This window comes from Rhizobium sp. BK661, from assembly GCF_024808825.1.
Lineage (GTDB): Bacteria > Pseudomonadota > Alphaproteobacteria > Rhizobiales > Rhizobiaceae > Rhizobium.
In genome coordinates, this window is record NZ_JANTYT010000007.1 from 113,781 (window position 1) to 131,351 (window position 17,571).

The following is a 17,571-nucleotide window of genomic DNA, read 5'->3' on the forward strand; positions in this document are numbered from 1 at the left end:
GGCGAACAATCCAGGTGCAGCATTTCCAGAAGTTGAAAGCAATCGAGAAGGCTTAACCATATAGCCGGATTTTCCGCGAGATTAAGTAATACAAAATGTTGCTGCAGATATGAAGGCCAAAACGCAACTTGGTCCTCCCGATGCCACGTCTCCTTACCTGCATTGTCGCTGAACACAGCTGGCCGCATCTGATCTTTGCAACGGTGATTTGCCTGCTTGGCTGCTTGCTCACCGTGCGGCTTTTCTCGCGAGTTCGGCGCACGCAAGGACTGCAGAAGTTCAATTGGCTTTTTCTATCGGGCTTCGTTGGCGGCGCGACGATTTGGACAACCCATTTCATTGCCATGCTTGGCTTTCGTGCGCCGACGCTCAGCGGCTATGAGCCGGATCTCACGCTGCTCTCGCTTTTCATCGGCGTCGCTTCGGCGATGATCGGCTTTACGATTGCCTCGGTGCGTAGCCAGGATGCGCTGGTCGAAGCTGGGGGCGCGATCGTCGGCCTTGGCGTAGCGGCGATGCACTATGTCGGCATTGCCGGCTACAAGGTGGCAGGCGACATTCAGTGGGACAGCGCTTATGTGATCACTTCGCTGATTGCAGCGGCTGGCTTCGGCGCGCTGATGGCAACCCGTGTTGCGCGACCGACTGCCCGCTTCAGCCCGGTCGGCGCGGCGTTGCCGCTCATCCTCGCGATCGTTTCAACGCATTTTCTCGCCATGGCGGGCATGACGATCGTGCCGGATACCACGGTCGCCGTTCCGCGTGAAATTCTTTCCGTGGGCGTGATGACCAGCCTGGTCGGTGCGGTGATGATCATCATCTTGCTCCTCGGCGCGTCTACCTACATCATCGACATGCAGTCGACAGAAGCGGCGGTCGCTCGCTACCGTCATCTGTCGCTTCATGACCCGCTGACTAACCTTGCGAACCGTTCGGCGCTCAACGAACATCTCGCCGCGGCTACCAAGAGCACCCATGAAATCGGCTGGAACGTCGCGGTCCTTTGCTTCGACCTCGATCGCTTCAAGGAAATCAACGACGTCCATGGTCATGCGGCTGGCGATGCGGTGCTGCGCGCGATCGGCGAGCGACTGGCAAAGGTCATGCAGAAGGGGCAATTTGTGGCCCGCGTCGGCGGTGATGAATTTGTCGTTGTGATGCGAGATCACGTTGGCCGTTCGGAGACGAAGATCGGGGCCCAGCGTCTGCTCGACGAAATTGAACGGCCAGTGGAGTGGAACGGCCAGTCGCTGAGCGTCGGCTCCAGCATCGGTATTTCCAGCTATCCAGACAGGGCGCGCACCGTCGATGACCTGCTTTCGCAGGCCGATGTCGCGATGTACCGTGCCAAGACGACGGCCGGCAGCAGCATCTGCTTCTACGATCCCTCGATGGACGAGGCTGCGCGGGAACGAAGCGCGCTGGCGATGGAGATGCGTGAAGGGTTGAAGAACGGCGAATTCCAGCTTTTCTATCAACAGCAGAACGATACCGTTACACGCGAGGTGCTCGGCTTCGAGGTTTTGCTACGCTGGAAGCATCCGACGCGCGGCTACATCTCGCCGGCTGAATTCATTCCGATCGCCGAAAAGACGGGTTTCATCATGGAACTCGGGGAATGGGTGCTGCGCAGCGCCTGCGCGGAGGCCGCCAGCTGGAAGAATCCCTTGGGGATTGCGGTCAACGTGGCTGCCCAGCAGCTCGCCGATAGTCGCTTGCCGCAGATCGTACAGCAGATCCTGCAGGAAACCGGCTTGGCAGCGTCGCGGCTCGAGCTTGAGATCACCGAATCCGGCATTATCGCCGACCACGGGCACGCGCTGAACGCCATACGCCGGCTGAAGGCATTGGGCGTCAAGGTGGCCATGGACGATTACGGAACCGGCTATTCCTCACTATCGACCCTGCAGAGCTTCCCATTCGACAAGATCAAGATCGACCGCGCCTTCGTCGACGGCGTCGTTACCAACAAGCAGTCGGCGGCCATCGTTCGCTCGACGCTCATTCTTGCGCAGAGTCTTGATATTCCGGTGCTGGCAGAAGGTGTGGAGCGGGAGGAGCACATCGAGTTTCTTCGCCGCGAAGGCTGCTTGCAGGTCCAGGGCTTTCTGTTCGGGAAGCCGATGCCGCGTCTCGACATCGAGGCGTTCGTCAATACTGACGGCAATGGCCCGACGGACGCCGCGAGGACCGACGCGGCAGCCTGACCGCGTTGCAACCCGGCTTGACATTGGCCCTGCGGAAACCTCACATGCTCGCAAAACTCAAGCGGCGGAGGAATTCAGTATGCGGCTCAATCTCATTGCGGCAACAAGCACGATTGCAATCGCACTGGCATCTTCAGCCTATGCCGTCGACATCAATCAGGCGGGGGCGAAACAGCTCGAGGAAAGCCTGACGAAGGTCGTGCCGGAGAGCGTGGCAAAAGATGGCTTCGTGACCGTAAAGCCGGCGGGCACACGCTATGAGATCATTTATGATTTCGCAAAGCTTCTGAAGAAGATCGAACCGGGCACCTTTGCAATCACCGGCTTGACCCCGTGGTCGATGTTCGCAACGCCACTGGAAACTGGTCTATGGAGCATGGAGGGGAACAATTCCCTGAATGTTTCCGGGAATTTCAAGGCGCCGGGACAACCGAAGACGGATTTCACCTACGCCATCGATGCCTTCCTCTTCAGCGGCGTCTTCGACCCGGCGATCAGTTATTTTCGCTCAGGCGATTTCTCAACAAAGGCCGTGAACTTTTCGTCGAAGACCGAAGCCGAGGAAGTCAGTGCCAGCTTTGACGGCATGAAGTACAAGCTGACCTCGTCTGAGGGTGCCACTGCTGGTACTGCCAATTTCGCCACCAGCGGCTCTGCTTCGGGATTCTTGGAAAAGATCAGCAGCCGTGAGGTGCCACCGGTCGAAATTCGCGCCGACGCGATCGATTTCGCGGCGGCGGTGAACGGCCTGCCAGCAAGCAAGGTTCGCGACATTATCATGTTCGCGGTCGACCACGCCGACGACAAGAAGCTTGCCGTGGCGGATAGCGACAAGTTGAAGGGAATGCTTCGCGAGGCGTTCCCGTTGCTCACGAGCTTCAACGAAACCATCGACTTCAACAATCTGACCGTCTCCAGCGCTGCGGGTAACGGCGGTGCGAAGAACGTCAACTATGCAATTACGCTTGATGGCCCGACTGATGCGACGCGTTTCGGAGTTGGCGTGACAGCGGAGCAAATCAGTTTCGCCAGCGCGATCGTTCCGGCTGCCTATTCCGCATTCGTGCCTCATGAGTTTCAGCTGCAGTTTGCCATTGCCGACATGGATTTCGCGGCCTTCGGGGACGAGTTTCTCAAGGTTGATTTCAGCGGCGACACTTCATCGGAGGATAGCGGCAAGAAGGCGGCTGAGCGGCTCTTCAAGGGTGGCGAGTTGGTCATGGATTTCCCGAAGATCAGCGCAGTCTCGGGTGTTTACGACGCCGAGTTTTCCGGACAGGTTCGCGGGCGAATTGACACGTCCAAGGATTATTCCATGGATGCAACAGTTTTGGCACGCGATCTGGACAAGACCATCGCCGCCGTTCAGGAACTTGCAAAGACCAATGCCGATCTCAACCAGGTATCGTTCGGCCTGATGATGGCCAAGGGCTTTGCCAAGACAGATCCCGATGGGCGCCAGCGCTGGGATATCAGCGTTGCGCGCAACGGATCCGTGACGATCAACGGCCAGGTCATCAAGGGCGCTGACTGACGCTATCGCAGCGTTGCCGCGCCAAGTGCTGGGGCGGAGACCACTTGCGGGCAATCAATGTCCGGTTCATGCTGTCTTGGCGGCGCAAGGTTAAGTGAGGGCCACTGCGCTGCCGAGGGGCGGGCCGATGAATTGTGCTGCCTGTGGTTTTGCGATCGAGAGCAGTTTTGCGTTCTGCCCGAAGTGCGGCGCAAGACAGCCTATCGTCTGCTCCTCCTGTGGCGAGGCCTGCCAACCCGATTTCGCCTTTTGTCCGAAGTGTGGAACACCCCTTGGCCGAGGCGAGATTCGTGCGGTTCCTGTCGAGCCGCTACTGCATCCATCTACGCCTGACGATGCCGCCGATCGGCGTCCGTTGACCGTACTCTTTGCGGATCTTTGCGGTTTCACAACCCTCAGCGAGAAACTAGATCCCGAGCTCATGCGCTCTCTGCAGAACGAGCTGTTCGAGGAACTGACGCGTGCCGTGGAGGCTTATGGTGGCTTCGTCGACAAGTTTGTGGGCGATGCGCTGCTGGCGCTGTTCGGGGCGCCGACTGCGCACGAGGACGATCCCGATCGTGCTCTTTGCGCAGCGCTCGAGATGATTGCAGGGGCGGAGCGCCCCGGTGCCAAATGGGTGGATCTGGCCGGTGGCGATCCGCTGCAGCTCCATGTCGGTATCAACACAGGGCCGGTGGTGACAGGCGGCTTCGGTGCCGCTGCCGCCCGGTCGTACTCCGTGACCGGCGATACCGTGAACACCGCGCAGCGGTTGCAAAGCCTGGCCGGCCCGGGCGAAATTCTGGTCGGGCCGGTGACTTACCGTCTGACGCGGCATGCGTTCGCGTTCGAAAATCTCGGCTCCCTGGCCCTTCGCGGGAGGACGGGTAACGTGCAGGTGCATCGTCTGATCGGGCGGATGGAGACACCGCACACTGCGCGCGGATTGGAGAGCTTGGGCCTACACGCCGAACTCATCGGGCGCGACGCAGACCTGTCGCGGATGTCCGATTGCCTGGATTCTGCCTGTGGCGGCAACGCGCAACTCGTCCAGCTGATCGGGGAAGCCGGCATCGGCAAGTCAAGGCTGGTTCGTGAGCTCCTGGAGAGGGTCAGTCAAGCCGAGCGGTTCGGAGAGGTTGTGGTGCGCCGTGCTGTCTGTTCACCGCTTGGGGAGCAATCCTATGGCACGCTCGCATCGGTGTTGCGCAGCGCCTATGGAATCGCCGAGCGGGAAACTGCCGAGCGGACGGCGGAACTATTGACGTCTGGACTGATCGATCTGGGCTTCAGCGAGACCGAGGTTGCCGGCCTCACGCCGGTTCTCTCGTATGTGTTTGGCCTCGGCGATCCTGATGGCGCGCTGCGTCACGTCGAGCCGGAGCAGCTGCGGCGACAGATCTTCTACGCTACGCGTACCATCTTTGAGCGGCGGCTGTCGCTCAGCCCGCTGTTGCTGGTTGTGGAGGACCTCCACTGGGCCGATGCTGCTTCGATCGAGGCGCTGCGGTTTGTGCTAGACAGGCTCGAGCGAACGCGTCTGATGATGCTGACGACGGGGCGCTCGGTTGCCGAAGGCGAGGGCCTGGAGTCGAGCCGGATCAACCGCACGCTGATGCGGCTTGCGCCGCTTTCGGTTCAGGATGGCCAGGAGCTACTTAGCCAGTTCTTCGGCACCGACAGTTCCGTACCTGCTGAAAGGCGCTCGCGAATTCTCGCACGAGCGGGCGGCAATCCGCTCTTCATCGAGGAGATCGTCCGGGCTCTAATCGAAACAGGTGCGCTTTATTCCGCGGGCGGATCCTGGTGTATCGCCAGCGCTGAGATGGGAACCGAGATACCGATGAACCTGCAGGCGATGCTGCTTGCGCGTGTCGACCGTTTGCCGCCCGACGTCAAGCTGTTGGCGCAGGAGGCTGCGGTCATTGGCCCGCGTTTCGATCTTGCGCTGCTTCGTGCGGTTGCGTCGGATACCGCGCGCATCGAGCGAGGGCTGGACTATCTCTGCGAGGCAGAGATTCTCGAGGAGACGCCCCGTGCTACCTCGGCAAATGCGATCTCCTATCGCTTTCCGCAGCAACTTCTGCACGATGCCATCTATGGTAACCTCTTGCTACAGCGCCGCAAGCAGTTGCACGCGCGCATCGGTGCGGCCATCGAGCGGATGCATCACGGCATACCCTCTCGGCTTGAGGACATCGCACAACTCGGTCGTCACTATTGCCGAGCCGACGAGTCGGGTAAGGGTATCCGGTACCTCATGGCTGCTGGCGATCTCGCCCGCCAGACCTACGCCAATGACGATGCGATGCGCCTCTACCGCGAAGCGCTTGCGGCGATTCCGGATCATCCGAAGACCACTTCGGAGTTGGTTGCCCTCTATGAGCGATTTGCCGATCTCTGCGGCCCGGCGGGCGAGCGGGAGGCGGCACGCGATCACTACGGGCGTGCGCTGGCCATCTTCAAAAAGAGCGATGATCAGACTGGGGCGGCGCGAATCCTCCGCAAGCTCGGTCGTCTCAATCTCGCAGCCGGCAGATCCGATCTTGCAGACGCCGACTATGCGCAGGCCGCGTCGTTGCTGAGTGAGAGCAATGCGCCCATCGAACTTGCCCACCTGCTTCAGGAGCGCGGGCATCTTGCCTTTCGCATGGGCGACCAGAACGCGGCTGCGCGCTGGGCTGACGACGCGCTATCCTGCCTCAGCGCGGCCGCCTTTGATCAAAGTGGTCCGGTCGCAAGGGACGCAGCACAAGTGCGCGCGGAGGCGCTGAATACGAAAGGAGTGGCATTGGCCCGACTCGGGCAGCATCGCGAAGCTGTCAGGGAAGTCGAACGAAGTCTGGAGGTCGCCGAAACGGCGGGTCTTCTCGGGGCAGCCTGCCGCGCCTATTCCAATCTTGGGGTGCTCTATACGATCGTCGATCCGGGGCGCGCCATTCATGTTTGCCGCCGCGGCCTCGACGTTGCTACCCGCATTTCCGATCTCGGCTTTCAAGCCCGGCTGTTCGCCAATCTCGCTGTTGCCTGCTGCACCTTCACGGACAATTGCGCCAAGGAGGGGGTGCCTGCCGCGGAGAAGGCCATCGAGATCGACCGGGCTCTGGATCAGCGCGATCACTTGGCGGTGCCGCTCATCGTGCTTGGGCAGATTCATCAATGTCACGGCAAACCGGCCTTGGCCTTGACCTATTATGAGGAGGCGCTTCAGCTGGCGCGTGAAATCGGCGAACCACAGCTTTTGTTTCCATGCTATGATGGGCTGGCCACTTTGAACCTGGAAAGAGACGACATGGCCGAGGCCGAGCGATACTTTTCGCTCGCCCAGGAGGTTTGCGTCAGGCACGGGCTGGATCCCGACGCGCTTGTCGTGCTGCCTTTCCTGGATTGATTCAATGCCGCCACGTAAGGTGTTGAGTTTTCGCTATTTTGTTCTTCCGCTCGGCGTTTCGCCGACGTGCAAGTGAGGGAGGGTGTCATGCCCGCAAATCGAAGCGAAAGACCGTTGCAGCCCGGCGACCGCGCGCCGAATATCGTTCTCGATGCGATCACCCGTCAGGGCAAGATCTCGATTGACGACTTCCGCGGGCAGAAGCCCGTGCTGGTCGGCCTGTTTAGGGGGCTCCACTGTCCGTTCTGCCGGCGGCAAATTGCCTCAATGGCGAGCCTTGCGGGTGAACTCCAGCAGAAGGGAGTCGAGAGCCTGACGATCGTGAACACGCCCATCGACCGGGCCCGCCTCTATTTCCGCTATCATCCCTTGCCCAATCTGGTGGCAGCGTCCGATCCCGACAGGGTATCGCATCGCGCCTTTGGGCTCCCGAACCTCGAGTTCACGCAATCAGAGACAGTCTGGCCATACAAAGTCAGTCTCGATACGCTCACGTCCATGCGTGTCGATATCCCGGATTTGCCTGAGCCGATGGCGCCGATGGCGGCTGTCGAATTCCTCGACAATGCCGACGGCTACGAATTCTCCGACGACGATAAGCGCATGATCGCGACGGGCGAGGGGCAGTTGGTTGGTGAATTCCTGCTCGACCGCGATGGTGTCGTCAGATGGTGCTTCACTGAGGTTGCCGACGAGGGACGCCATATGTTCGGCGTGCCCGCGCCTGAGGAGGTTATGTCGGCCGCATCCCATATCGCTGCCTAGTGTTCGACGGCATCATACTCGCAGGTTCACATACCACCCGGCTGCGCTGGACGCACCGTGATGCCCGGCTGTCTGCGGCACTGGCCGCGATTGATCACCGTGAAGTTGGCTGCGCGCGCCTCGCATGCATTGGAGAATGTCCGGACACTCGGCCCTCGCTGGCCACAGACCGGAGCATATTCCCTGGTGCATATCTCCGGGTTGGTCGGCAGGCGAGGAGGGGGCGATGTTGACGGGCGCGAGTAGCCGGACCCCATGTCTGCTGTGCAGGCAGAAAGAAGCGGGATGAGCGCAAGCAAGGCGAGCTTTCGTGTCGATAGGAATCCGGCGAGTGTCATAACTCTTCCCCCATGGCTGGATTTCTTACGAAATCCTAGCGCAAGTTGCATTTGCGGGGAAGTTCAAACGTCAGCGACCGCTGATAATCTCTAACAGATCAGTCAAACAGGCTCGAAACCGACTCTTCCTGGCTGGTCCTGTTGATCGCCTCGCCGATCAGACTTGCAGTGCTGACGACGCGGATGTTGTGGGCAGACTGGACGGCGGTGGTCGGCTGAATGGAGTCGGTGATTACGAGCTCGCGAAGCTTCGAAGAGGTGATGCGGGTAACCGCGCCGCCGGAAAGAACGCCGTGGGTGATATACGCGGTAACGCTTGCAGCGCCCTGGGCAAGAAGGGCATCCGCGGCATTGCAGAGTGTGCCGCCGGAATCGACGATGTCGTCGATCAGCAGGCAGTCCTTGCCTTCGACTTCGCCGATGATGTTCATGACTTCGGATTCGCCCGGGCGGTCGCGGCGCTTGTCCACGATCGCCAGCAGACAGTCGAGGCGTTTCGCGAGCGCGCGGGCTCGAACGACGCCGCCGACATCAGGCGAAACGACCATGACGTTGCTGATGTCGTAATTGGCCTTGATATCGCGTGTCAGGACCGGGATGGCGTAGAGGTTATCCGTCGGGATATCGAAGAAGCCTTGAATCTGGCCAGCGTGCAAGTCGAGCGTCAGCACACGATCGGCGCCGGCTTCCGTGATGAGGTTTGCGACGAGTTTGGCCGAGATCGGCGTACGCCCGGAGGCGCGTCGATCCTGTCGGGCGTAGCCGAAATAGGGAAGAACGGCGGTGATGCGGCGCGCAGACGAGCGGCGCATCGCATCGATCATGATGAGCAGTTCCATGAGGTGATCGTTCGTCGGGAAAGACGTCGACTGGAAGACGAACACGTCTTCGCCGCGAACATTTTCCTGAACTTCGACAAAGATTTCCTGATCGGCAAATCTTCTGACGCTGGCTTTGCCCAAGGGCACATTGAGATAGCTGCAGATCGCTTCGGCGAGATGCCGGTTCGAATTGCCTGCGAAAACCTTCATCTTGGTCCGCCTATTTCCTGCTGATAGCCGCGCTTTTTAGCCAGCTTGCTTCTGAATGCAAGGGCTAACGCGTCATCTGCGCTCATATTTCTAAAAACCTTGTGGCTTAGCCGTCACGGGCGTCACGCCAGGTCGAGAATTCGGTGATGGTTTTGGAGGCGATTTGCTGCATCACAGAAGCCGGGACGGCGGCCCAGGGATCCTGTGCATCCGAAGGGATGCTTTCTTGTCCCTGGATGCGGTGCAGGCGAGCACCAGCGCCGTCTAGAACGTCCCACACATAGACCACGGTCACCTTACCGCTGTCGGAAAAGGCCGACAGGTAACCCTTCAGTATGTAGGCGGTGGAGCTGTCGTTCGAGCTCTTGATCGAGAGGCCGTGCGACCGCGCTTCCGCTCCGAGCTGGCGCGACAGCGGCGTAACGGCTTGGACGGGCGCGCCGATGATCGGCAGGAAGCGAACGGTCGAGCCGCGTGACGATGAGCTCGCGGTCAGCGCAGCCGTCTGGGTCTGCTGCCGCGGCTGGCGGGCAGGCGCTTCCACCATATCCTCTTCCTCGGCCTGGGCGTTCGATATGGGCTCCGGCAGCGTCTGCGTCTTGATCGGAGCGGAGGCCGCGGGAGAGGAGGGGTTGTTTTCGAGCGCAATGGCCTGGGCTTCCATCGTTGTCGGCGGTGCGCCGGAACCCTGGCGGTACGTCATCTGATGGTAAGCGGGATGATATCCGTTCGCCCGCTGCAGGGAGGCGAAAGCCTGCTGGCGCGGCGGCGTGCCGGCCATGCGTTCCGCGTCGCCCTGCGTTACCGGCGATGAACGCATGTTTGCTGAGGAATCGCCAATATCGACCAGCGGAACGAGGGCGTCGGTGGTGTTGCAGGCGGACAGGGCAAAGCAGGCAAGGAGCATCGGCGCAGTCGCAACTCGCGTCATCCCTCGTTTCATCCTTCCAAGTGCCGGCCCCGTGCACTTTATGAAGGCCGGCGCCGGTCTGTGTCAATTCCGGATTCTTGCCCGCAATGGTTTGCGCCGTATTAGGATGACTGGCTCTCTGAGCTGTCCACGCTTCTCCGTCTCCCGCCTAGACGTTGATGAAGTCCAGCGAGTGACGGGAAAGCGCGCGGGGTGCGTCGTCGGTCGTCAGATAGGTCTGCCCGAGGGTCATCGCCGTGCCAGTGTCGGAATCCATGATGATCATGTGCACGAAGAGCGACATATTGGGCTCGATCGCCTGCGGATTGCCGACATGGAACATCTGGTGCTCCATCCAGGACGGCGAGAAACGGGCGCCGAGTGAATAGCCGCAGGCGTTGAGGCGATGGCGCGACAGACCGCGCTCATCCATGATTTTCGCATGCTTATCGAAGACATCGCCGAAGCTGTAGCCCGGCTTCAGTACCGTCTCGATCGCCTGGATCGTCTCGAAGCAGGCATTGTAGAGCTCGCGGTGGCGGTAACTCGGCTCACCGATGACAACCGTTCGCATCATTCCTGCATGATAATGCGCAAAGGTACCGGCCCATTCGAGCGTCAGTTGGTCGTTCGCGTCGAGCTTGCGTCGGCCGGCCTTGTAGCGGCAGAGCAGCGCATCCTCGGCGGATCCGACAATGAACTCGTTGGCGGGATAGTCGCCGCCGCCAGTAAAGACCGCGCCTTGCATGGCAGCGAGAATGTCCGCTTCGTCAGCGCCGGGCTTGGTCAGCCCGAGCGCCGCATCGAGCGCATCGTCGGCGAGCACCGCGGCGCGTTCCACATAGGCCACTTCAGCGGGACTCTTGACCAGTCTCAGGCGGCTGACGAGATAGGATGCGTCGACGATCTGACCGAAGGACGTCAACTGCGCATCCAGCATCCGGGCAACGCGGCCGGTCATGCCATGCGTATCGTATTCGACGCCGATTCTGGCGCCGAGCAGATCCATCTCGACCAGCAGGTTCCGGAGGTCGACGGTCGGGTCGGCATTCACGCGGTCGACCCAGATGTGGACGTTTTCCAAGATTGAGGTGTGCTTGGCCTGACGCAGATCGGCCGAGCGGGTGAGCAGGGCCATCGTCCCGTCGGACTTGACGACAAGGGTCTGGAAGAAGCAGTAGCCGAAGGTATCGTATCCGGTCAGCCAGTACATGCTTTCCTGGGCGAAGAGCAGCAGGGCATCCAGTTTCTCTTCGCGCATTTTGTCAGTCAGACGCGCGAGGCGGACGGCGAATTCGGGTCTGTCGAAGTGCAGGGCCATGCCGCTCAAATCTCCCTGATTGCGATTGCTGAAATCTGCCGGCCGTAGTCCGGCTCCCTATTATGTGTGGTCCGCCGATACGAGAAGAAGCGTTCGGCGTCCGGATAAGTGCAGAGACCTAAGCTCTCTGCCCGGACGCCAGTGGCGCGCAGTCGATCGACGGTGAGGGCCTGCAGGTCGAACATCGCGTGGCCCGGCTTTTCGGAGGGTTCGAAGTAGCGCTCGTACGATGGATCCTGCACGACAAAGCGCTCCACGAATTCCGGGCCAACCTCATAGCTCGCCTGGCTGATCGACGGCCCAAGGCAGGCAACAATTGCGTCCCGCTTCGCGCCCAGTTGGACCATGGTGTCGATGGTGTTCTCCAGCACGCCGGTAAGGGCGCCTTTCCAACCGGCATGCGCGGCGCCGATAACGCCGTTTTGCGGATCGGCAAAGAGAATAGGTCCGCAATCGGCTGCCAGCACCCCGAGCGCTATGCCCGGAGTTGCCGTTACCAGCGCATCTGCTGCCGGGCGGGCGCCGTCATAATCCTTGTCGACGATGACGACGTCGGGCGAATGGACCTGGTGCACGGTAGCGAGACGCTCGACCGGCAACTCAAACCAGTTTGCCACGCGGCGGCGGTTTTCCTGAACCTTCACGCGCTCATCATTCGAGCCAAGGCCGACGTTCAAGCCGCGATAGATGCCATCCGAGACGCCGCCCTGCCGGGTGAAATAGCCATGGAGAATGGCGTCACCGGTTGCCTCTTTCAGCAGCGCGCTTTGGATCGGTGCCGGAGTTGCTGCTTCATTCATTCGAAATTCCAAGATTGATTGTTGTGCACCTTGCTCGATGGCGAGACCTGCTCGGTTGTGCTGAATGTTGGCCCAGCGGCGCTCGCGCTGTCAATCCACAGAACGGAAAGGCATCAAATCCACGGCCGGGTACGAGACCGCCAGGACCTTGAAGAGTTCGCCCATGCGCCCTTCACCTTCGCCGGCCAGTCGATCGACTGCTGTCTGGATAATCTGCCGCGTATGTGCCTCGCGGTCACGGCCAAGGGCGGCTGCGCGATCGAGAATGCCGAGGCCGACGAGAAAATCACCTTGGTGCACCATGCCGTTCATGTGAACGCCGGCGGAGGCGGCGGCTTGCGCAAGGGCCTGAAAGTCGACGTGGCTCGTCAGGTCAGCTTCGCCGGGATTCGCCAACGGTGGATCATACTCGTGCATGCGCACGGCTTGCAGCGTATCGCCGTAGCCGCTCACAAGGTGGCCGTAGTCGATGGCGACAGCGGTTCCGCCAAATGCCTTCAACCGATCGCAGATCGCAATCATCACCGACTGGCGAGCCGGCGAGACTTCAAACACTGTTCCGGGAAGCACGTCCTCTTCCGGCCATGGCAGGAGGCTGGAATCGATCCCCGCCACGCCGGCGCCGAACGTTAGTTCGCCCGCGGCGTCGGTGCCGACCATCCTTTCACGGAAGCCAGCCGGCGTTCTCACGAACTGACGGATCGGGATCGCATCGAACAACTCGTTCGCCGCGACGAGCGAAAATCCTGGCGGCACTTCATCGAAACCCTGATGCCAGCTGACCCTGTCGCCATGAGGCGCCAGCGTTTCCCGTTGGATATCGCGCAGTCGTTCGCTGGTTTCGACGAGGTGCACCGTCATGTCCTCGAACAGCGGCGGCGCGATGCGGGAGATGACGCGCAGCATATCCGACATCATGGTGCCGCGACCGGGGCCGATCTCGACGAGGCGGACACCGGCAGGCGTTCCGTGGCGCTGCCAGGCATGGACAACGAAGACGCCGATCATTTCGCCAAAAAGCTGGCTGACCTCCGGCGCGGTCACGAAGTCGCCGGAGCGCCCGAAAGGCTCGCGGGTCCTGTAGTACCCATATTCGGGATCGGCGAGGCACAGCGAGAAAAAGTCCGTGACGCTGATCGGGCCGTTCGCCTCTATGATGGCCTTGATCTTCTCACCGAGCGCGGTGCTCATGGATCCCCCTCTTGTCCAGCTGCGGTTAGTGCTGCAGGGCAGCCTGACGGCGAGCGCGAAGCATGGCCCAGATTCCCAGCAGAACCATCGGCGTGGAAAGCACCATGCCCATGGTCAGCCAATTGGTGCCCAGCAGGTAGCCCAACTGTGCATCCGGTTCACGGAAGAATTCGACGAAAATGCGAGAGAGCGCGTAGCCGCAGACGAAGACGCCGGTGATGAATCCAGGGCTCTTCAGGGCGCGGAAACCGTAAATCAGAACAGCAAGCACGAGCAGGAGCACGATGCCTTCCAGGCCGGCTTCATATAGCTGGCTCGGGTGGCGAACGAAGTCGCCGCCAGGGCAATAGCCATTGTTCCTCTCGATGTATTGGTTGCAGAAAACCATGCCCCAGGGCGCATCCGTCAGGCGACCCCACAATTCACCATTGATGAAGTTGGCGATACGGCCGCAGAAGAGGCCAATCGGCACGACCGCTGCCACGATATCGAATAGGCTCCAGATCGGTACGCTGTTGCGACGGGCGAAGATCGCCATGGCGATGGTGGTGCCCGTCAGTCCGCCATGGAACGACATGCCGCCGTTCCATATCTGGATCGCGCGGATCGGGTTCTCGATCACCGCCGGCATATCGTAGAAGAGGATATAGCCGATGCGGCCTCCGAGAACGATGCCGAGCGCGACCCAGATGATGAAATCGTCGAGCTGAACCTTGGTGATAGGCGAAACATCGCCCGGCCACAGCTTGTTGTTTCCAGCGATCTGACGCGCATAGTACCAGCCGAGCATGATGCCGGCGACATAGGCAAGTCCGTACCAATGAATTGAGAGGGGGCCGAGCGAAAAGGCGATCGGATCGATCTCGGGGAACGGCATGATCGCCATGAGATTGGCTACTGTCGGCAAGGGTTTCCCATTCGCTGGCGCAAGCCCGAGGTATGGAATCGGGCGTCTGACGCAGTTCTCTTCAAGGCGTCCTTTGCGACTTTCTGAAGGCGCGCCAAGCTCGATGTGGGCGGAAGATGGCGCTGCGATCAAAAGCGGTCAAGTCGATTGTTGGCGATCGCGAAAGGGCGGGCCGGCTTATCCAGAGTAAAGCGCTTGCATCCTTACTGGCGAAGCCCTACCTCATTCCCTGAAAGGCCTAACGGTCGTAATTGTATGTTGCAAAGGGAGAAAACCGCCATGACGACTGGAGCAAACCGCATCATGGACGAGTTCGCCAAGCTGATGACGGACGCGGCCGGTGCCGCCCAAGGCGTGCGCAAGGAAATCGAGACGGCCTTCAATGCGCAGGCGGAGCGCTGGCTGAACACACTCGATATCGTCAAGCGCGAGGAATTCGAGGTCGTGCGCGAGATGGCGATCAAGGCGCGTGATGAAAACGATGCGCTGCTGGCACGCATCGCGGCCCTTGAAGAGAAGCTTGCAGCCAAGGGCAAGTAATTCCTGTTGTGAGACAGGCCGTGGTGTGACCTTTATGAGACACGCCGCGGCTGCGACCTAAAAACCAGGTGCCGTTATCCACCGGTGGACACTGCCAAAAAGATCAATGGGCAGAGTCATTTAAACCCTCCTTCTGAATGGAAATCCGAAAAGCTTTCCACAGTGCCGTTCCCTAAAACGGCGCTAAGGGGCTGGCGTGTCGCCTAGCCCATTATACACTGATTTTAAATGATGATTCGAAGCGGTTGGTAAGCTCCAGGCAGGTTTGACTGCGTTAAGTCTGGTAGCGGTTCAACGGTCATCAGGGTTGGTGGTTCCGGCTGTTGCGTGTGTTCTCCTTGTGTCTCGTTGACGAAGTTGGTTCGCATTCACTCCGGTCAAGAAGGTGCTGCATGAGCCTCATGGAATTGGAAGTCGAGCGTCAGTCGAACCCGGTCGATATGATCGAGTACGTCGCCGCCAATAACGACTGGTCTTTCGAGCGGTCGGGCGATGACGAGATTGCGATGACGGTTGAAGGGAAGTGGACCGACTACCACGTTTCCTTTTCCTGGATGGAAGAATTCGAGGCGCTGCATCTGGGCTGCGCCTTCGACGTCAAGGTTCCCGAACAGCGTGTCAACGAAGTCACCAAGCTTTTGGCGGCAATCAATGGCCAGGTCCTGATGGGACACTTCGATCTGTGGCGTCAGGAAGATGTCATCATCTTTCGCCAGTCGCTGCTGCTTGCCGGCGGTGCCGAGCCGACCAATCGACAGGTCGAAGTTCTGCTCGCTAGTGCGCTGGACACATGCGAGGCGTATTATCAGGCTTTCCAGTTCGTGATCTGGTCCGGCATGGATGCGAACCGTGCGATGGAAGCGGTTCTCTTCGAAACCGTCGGCGAGGCGTAAATGTCATCCGCAGCTTCAGGTCCTGTTGTTCTCATCGGCGCCGGCAATATGGGGGGCGCTATGCTCTCCGGCTGGCTGAAGAACGGCGTGCCCGGTTCTTCTATCGTCGTCATTGACCCGGGTCCCTCGGACCAGATGCTGAAGACGATCACCGACGCCGGTGCGACCCATGTCACCTCGGCCCCGGCCGGATTGACGGCCGGCGTTCTGTTCCTCGCGGTCAAGCCGCAGGTGATGGATGCCGTGCTGCCTCCGGTCAAGGAAACGGTGGGGCAGGAAACCGTCGTTGTTTCAGTGGCTGCCGGCAAGACGCTGTCGTTCCTTGAAAAGCATCTCGGCGAGTCCGCGATGGTGCGCGCCATGCCGAACACCCCGGCCATGGTCGGTCGCGGTATCACGGGTGCGTTTGCCAATGCGCGCGTCACTGATGCGCAGCGCGAACAGGTTCATTCTCTCTTGCGTGTATCCGGTCCGGTCGAGTGGGTCCCCACTGAAGCTGACATCGACGCCGTGACGGCGCTGTCGGGTAGCGGACCGGCCTATGTGTTCTATCTCGTCGAGTGTATGGCAGAGGCAGGCCGTAAACTTGGCTTGCAGGCGGACCTTGCCATGCGCCTTGCACGGGAAACAGTCGCGGGGGCTGGTGAGCTTTTGCACCAGTCCCCCGACGACGCCTCGCGGCTCCGGCAGAATGTGACATCGCCGGGCGGTACGACGGCTGCCGCGCTTTCCGTGCTGATGGCCGACGATGCGATGCAGCCGCTTTTCGACAAGGCCCTTGCCGCAGCGCGCAAGCGCGCCGAAGAGCTTGCTGGCTGAGGACACCAAGACCATGGCTGACGAGATCACCTATGCCGACTTCGAGCGTGTCGACATTCGCGTTGGTACGATCGTTGAGGCAAGTCCATTTCCGGAAGCGCGTAAGCCGGCTTTCAAGCTGCTGATCGACTTCGGTCCCGAAATCGGCCTCAAGAAGTCGTCAGCCCAGATCACGGTTCACTACACGCCCGAGAGCCTTGTCGGTCGGCAGGTTCTTGGTGTGGTCAACTTTCCTCCACGGCAGATCGGTCCGGTTCGCTCGGAAGTCCTGACGCTCGGTTTCGAGGATGAAGCGGGCGCGATCGTACTTGCTGCGACCGACAGGCCGGTGCCAAACGGCCAGAAGCTCATGTGATCAATGAATCTCGCGCGACAGGGGGTCGGTCAGCGAGAAGTCGTGGAATACTGCTTCGAAGCCTGCGCGTTGCGGTGAGCAGAATACTAGCCCGACGGCGACCTCCGCAAATGTCGGATCGAACCACGCAAGGCGGGCCATGCGCCAGCCTTCCATGCGATCCGCCCTATATTGAACGAACAGTGCATCGCCATTCCGCGTCACCCGCACGCTCATGCGCTCAAATGTATGGTCAAGGCGAAAGGCTGACCAATCGGAGTTGCCGTTGGTCACGACGGTGCTGAAATGCATGGCGCCATCGGTATATTCGATCCCGCACTTCATCCAATGCGCCGCATCAGCCCGCACCATGAGGCCCGCCTGGTCGTAGAGGTCTTGGTAGTGTCCCGAGAAGCAGACTTGGGCGGTGAAATCACCTTGTCTTTGCTGGTGCAAGAAATGTCCATCGTCGCGATGGAAGCCGTAATAAGTTCCCTGCCAGAAATCGGTCTTTGGTCCCGACCATACATGCAAATCCTCGCCGCGCAATTCGAAGCGGGGCGGCGGGTTCAGCCATGTCATTGAGTGCGTGTTCATGGTCACCTTTC

Annotated in this window: 16 protein-coding genes; 8 read left to right on the plus strand and 8 right to left on the minus strand. The window is 60.3% G+C overall.

What is annotated here, in order from left to right:
• Positions 1-140: 140 nt before the first annotated feature.
• The 4 genes from FHX16_RS16685 (at position 141) to FHX16_RS16700 (ending at position 7,879) form a co-directional block, all read left to right on the plus strand.
• Positions 141-2,207: a bifunctional diguanylate cyclase/phosphodiesterase gene (locus tag FHX16_RS16685; protein WP_183861180.1), complete on the plus strand. Its 2,067-nt coding sequence runs from the start codon at positions 141-143 to the stop codon at positions 2,205-2,207.
• Between the two features lie 79 nt (positions 2,208-2,286).
• Positions 2,287-3,741 carry a hypothetical protein gene (locus tag FHX16_RS16690; RefSeq protein WP_183861178.1) on the plus strand — a complete coding sequence of 485 codons (1,455 nt, stop codon included), beginning with the start codon at positions 2,287-2,289 and terminating at the stop codon, positions 3,739-3,741.
• 127 nt (positions 3,742-3,868) lie between these two features.
• Positions 3,869-7,114 carry an adenylate/guanylate cyclase domain-containing protein gene (locus FHX16_RS16695; RefSeq protein WP_183861176.1) on the plus strand — a complete coding sequence of 1,082 codons (3,246 nt, stop codon included), beginning with the start codon at positions 3,869-3,871 and terminating at the stop codon, positions 7,112-7,114.
• An 87-nt stretch (positions 7,115-7,201) separates the two neighbouring features.
• Positions 7,202-7,879: a peroxiredoxin-like family protein gene (locus tag FHX16_RS16700; RefSeq protein WP_183754209.1), complete on the plus strand. Its 678-nt coding sequence runs from the start codon at positions 7,202-7,204 to the stop codon at positions 7,877-7,879.
• A 26-nt stretch (positions 7,880-7,905) separates the two neighbouring features.
• Here FHX16_RS16700 and FHX16_RS31560 read toward each other — a convergent pair whose 3' ends face one another.
• The 7 genes from FHX16_RS31560 to lgt form a co-directional block, all read right to left on the minus strand.
• Positions 7,906-8,268, minus strand: a complete 363-nt coding sequence (locus FHX16_RS31560; protein ID WP_405049290.1) for a Kazal-type serine protease inhibitor family protein — start codon at positions 8,266-8,268, stop codon at positions 7,906-7,908.
• A gap of 47 nt (positions 8,269-8,315) precedes the next feature.
• Positions 8,316-9,248 (minus strand): ribose-phosphate pyrophosphokinase, encoded by a 933-nt coding sequence (locus FHX16_RS16705; RefSeq protein ID WP_183754212.1) that lies wholly within the window; start codon positions 9,246-9,248, stop codon positions 8,316-8,318.
• A gap of 106 nt (positions 9,249-9,354) precedes the next feature.
• Positions 9,355-10,179: a hypothetical protein gene (locus tag FHX16_RS16710; RefSeq protein WP_183861174.1), complete on the minus strand. Its 825-nt coding sequence runs from the start codon at positions 10,177-10,179 to the stop codon at positions 9,355-9,357.
• A gap of 148 nt (positions 10,180-10,327) precedes the next feature.
• Positions 10,328-11,479 carry a Xaa-Pro peptidase family protein gene (locus FHX16_RS16715; protein WP_183754215.1) on the minus strand — a complete coding sequence of 384 codons (1,152 nt, stop codon included), beginning with the start codon at positions 11,477-11,479 and terminating at the stop codon, positions 10,328-10,330.
• A gap of 5 nt (positions 11,480-11,484) precedes the next feature.
• Positions 11,485-12,279: a peptidoglycan editing factor PgeF gene (gene pgeF, locus FHX16_RS16720; protein ID WP_183861172.1), complete on the minus strand. Its 795-nt coding sequence runs from the start codon at positions 12,277-12,279 to the stop codon at positions 11,485-11,487.
• A 90-nt stretch (positions 12,280-12,369) separates the two neighbouring features.
• Positions 12,370-13,470: a class I SAM-dependent methyltransferase gene (locus FHX16_RS16725; protein ID WP_183861171.1), complete on the minus strand. Its 1,101-nt coding sequence runs from the start codon at positions 13,468-13,470 to the stop codon at positions 12,370-12,372.
• A gap of 25 nt (positions 13,471-13,495) precedes the next feature.
• Entirely contained in the window at positions 13,496-14,377 is an 882-nt protein-coding gene (lgt, locus tag FHX16_RS16730) for a prolipoprotein diacylglyceryl transferase (protein WP_183861169.1), read from the minus strand.
• A 279-nt stretch (positions 14,378-14,656) separates the two neighbouring features.
• On the opposite strand from lgt, the gene FHX16_RS16735 reads away from it, so the two are divergent.
• The 4 genes from FHX16_RS16735 to FHX16_RS16750 all read left to right on the plus strand — a co-directional run bounded on the left by FHX16_RS16735 (position 14,657) and on the right by FHX16_RS16750 (position 16,984).
• Positions 14,657-14,917 carry an accessory factor UbiK family protein gene (locus tag FHX16_RS16735; protein WP_007534115.1) on the plus strand — a complete coding sequence of 87 codons (261 nt, stop codon included), beginning with the start codon at positions 14,657-14,659 and terminating at the stop codon, positions 14,915-14,917.
• A 392-nt stretch (positions 14,918-15,309) separates the two neighbouring features.
• Positions 15,310-15,810, plus strand: coding sequence for a YbjN domain-containing protein (locus FHX16_RS16740; RefSeq protein WP_007789996.1), 501 nt, complete (start codon positions 15,310-15,312; stop codon positions 15,808-15,810).
• On the plus strand, positions 15,811-16,629 hold the full coding sequence (proC, locus tag FHX16_RS16745) for a pyrroline-5-carboxylate reductase (RefSeq protein ID WP_183754221.1): 819 nt from the start codon (positions 15,811-15,813) through the stop codon (positions 16,627-16,629).
• Between the two features lie 13 nt (positions 16,630-16,642).
• Positions 16,643-16,984, plus strand: a complete 342-nt coding sequence (locus FHX16_RS16750; RefSeq protein WP_183861167.1) for a tRNA-binding protein — start codon at positions 16,643-16,645, stop codon at positions 16,982-16,984.
• On the opposite strand, the gene FHX16_RS16755 is transcribed toward FHX16_RS16750, so the two are convergent.
• Positions 16,985-17,560, minus strand: coding sequence for a DUF1349 domain-containing protein (locus FHX16_RS16755; protein WP_259129458.1), 576 nt, complete (start codon positions 17,558-17,560; stop codon positions 16,985-16,987). It lies immediately after the preceding gene.
• Between the last annotated feature and the right edge of the window lie 11 nt (positions 17,561-17,571).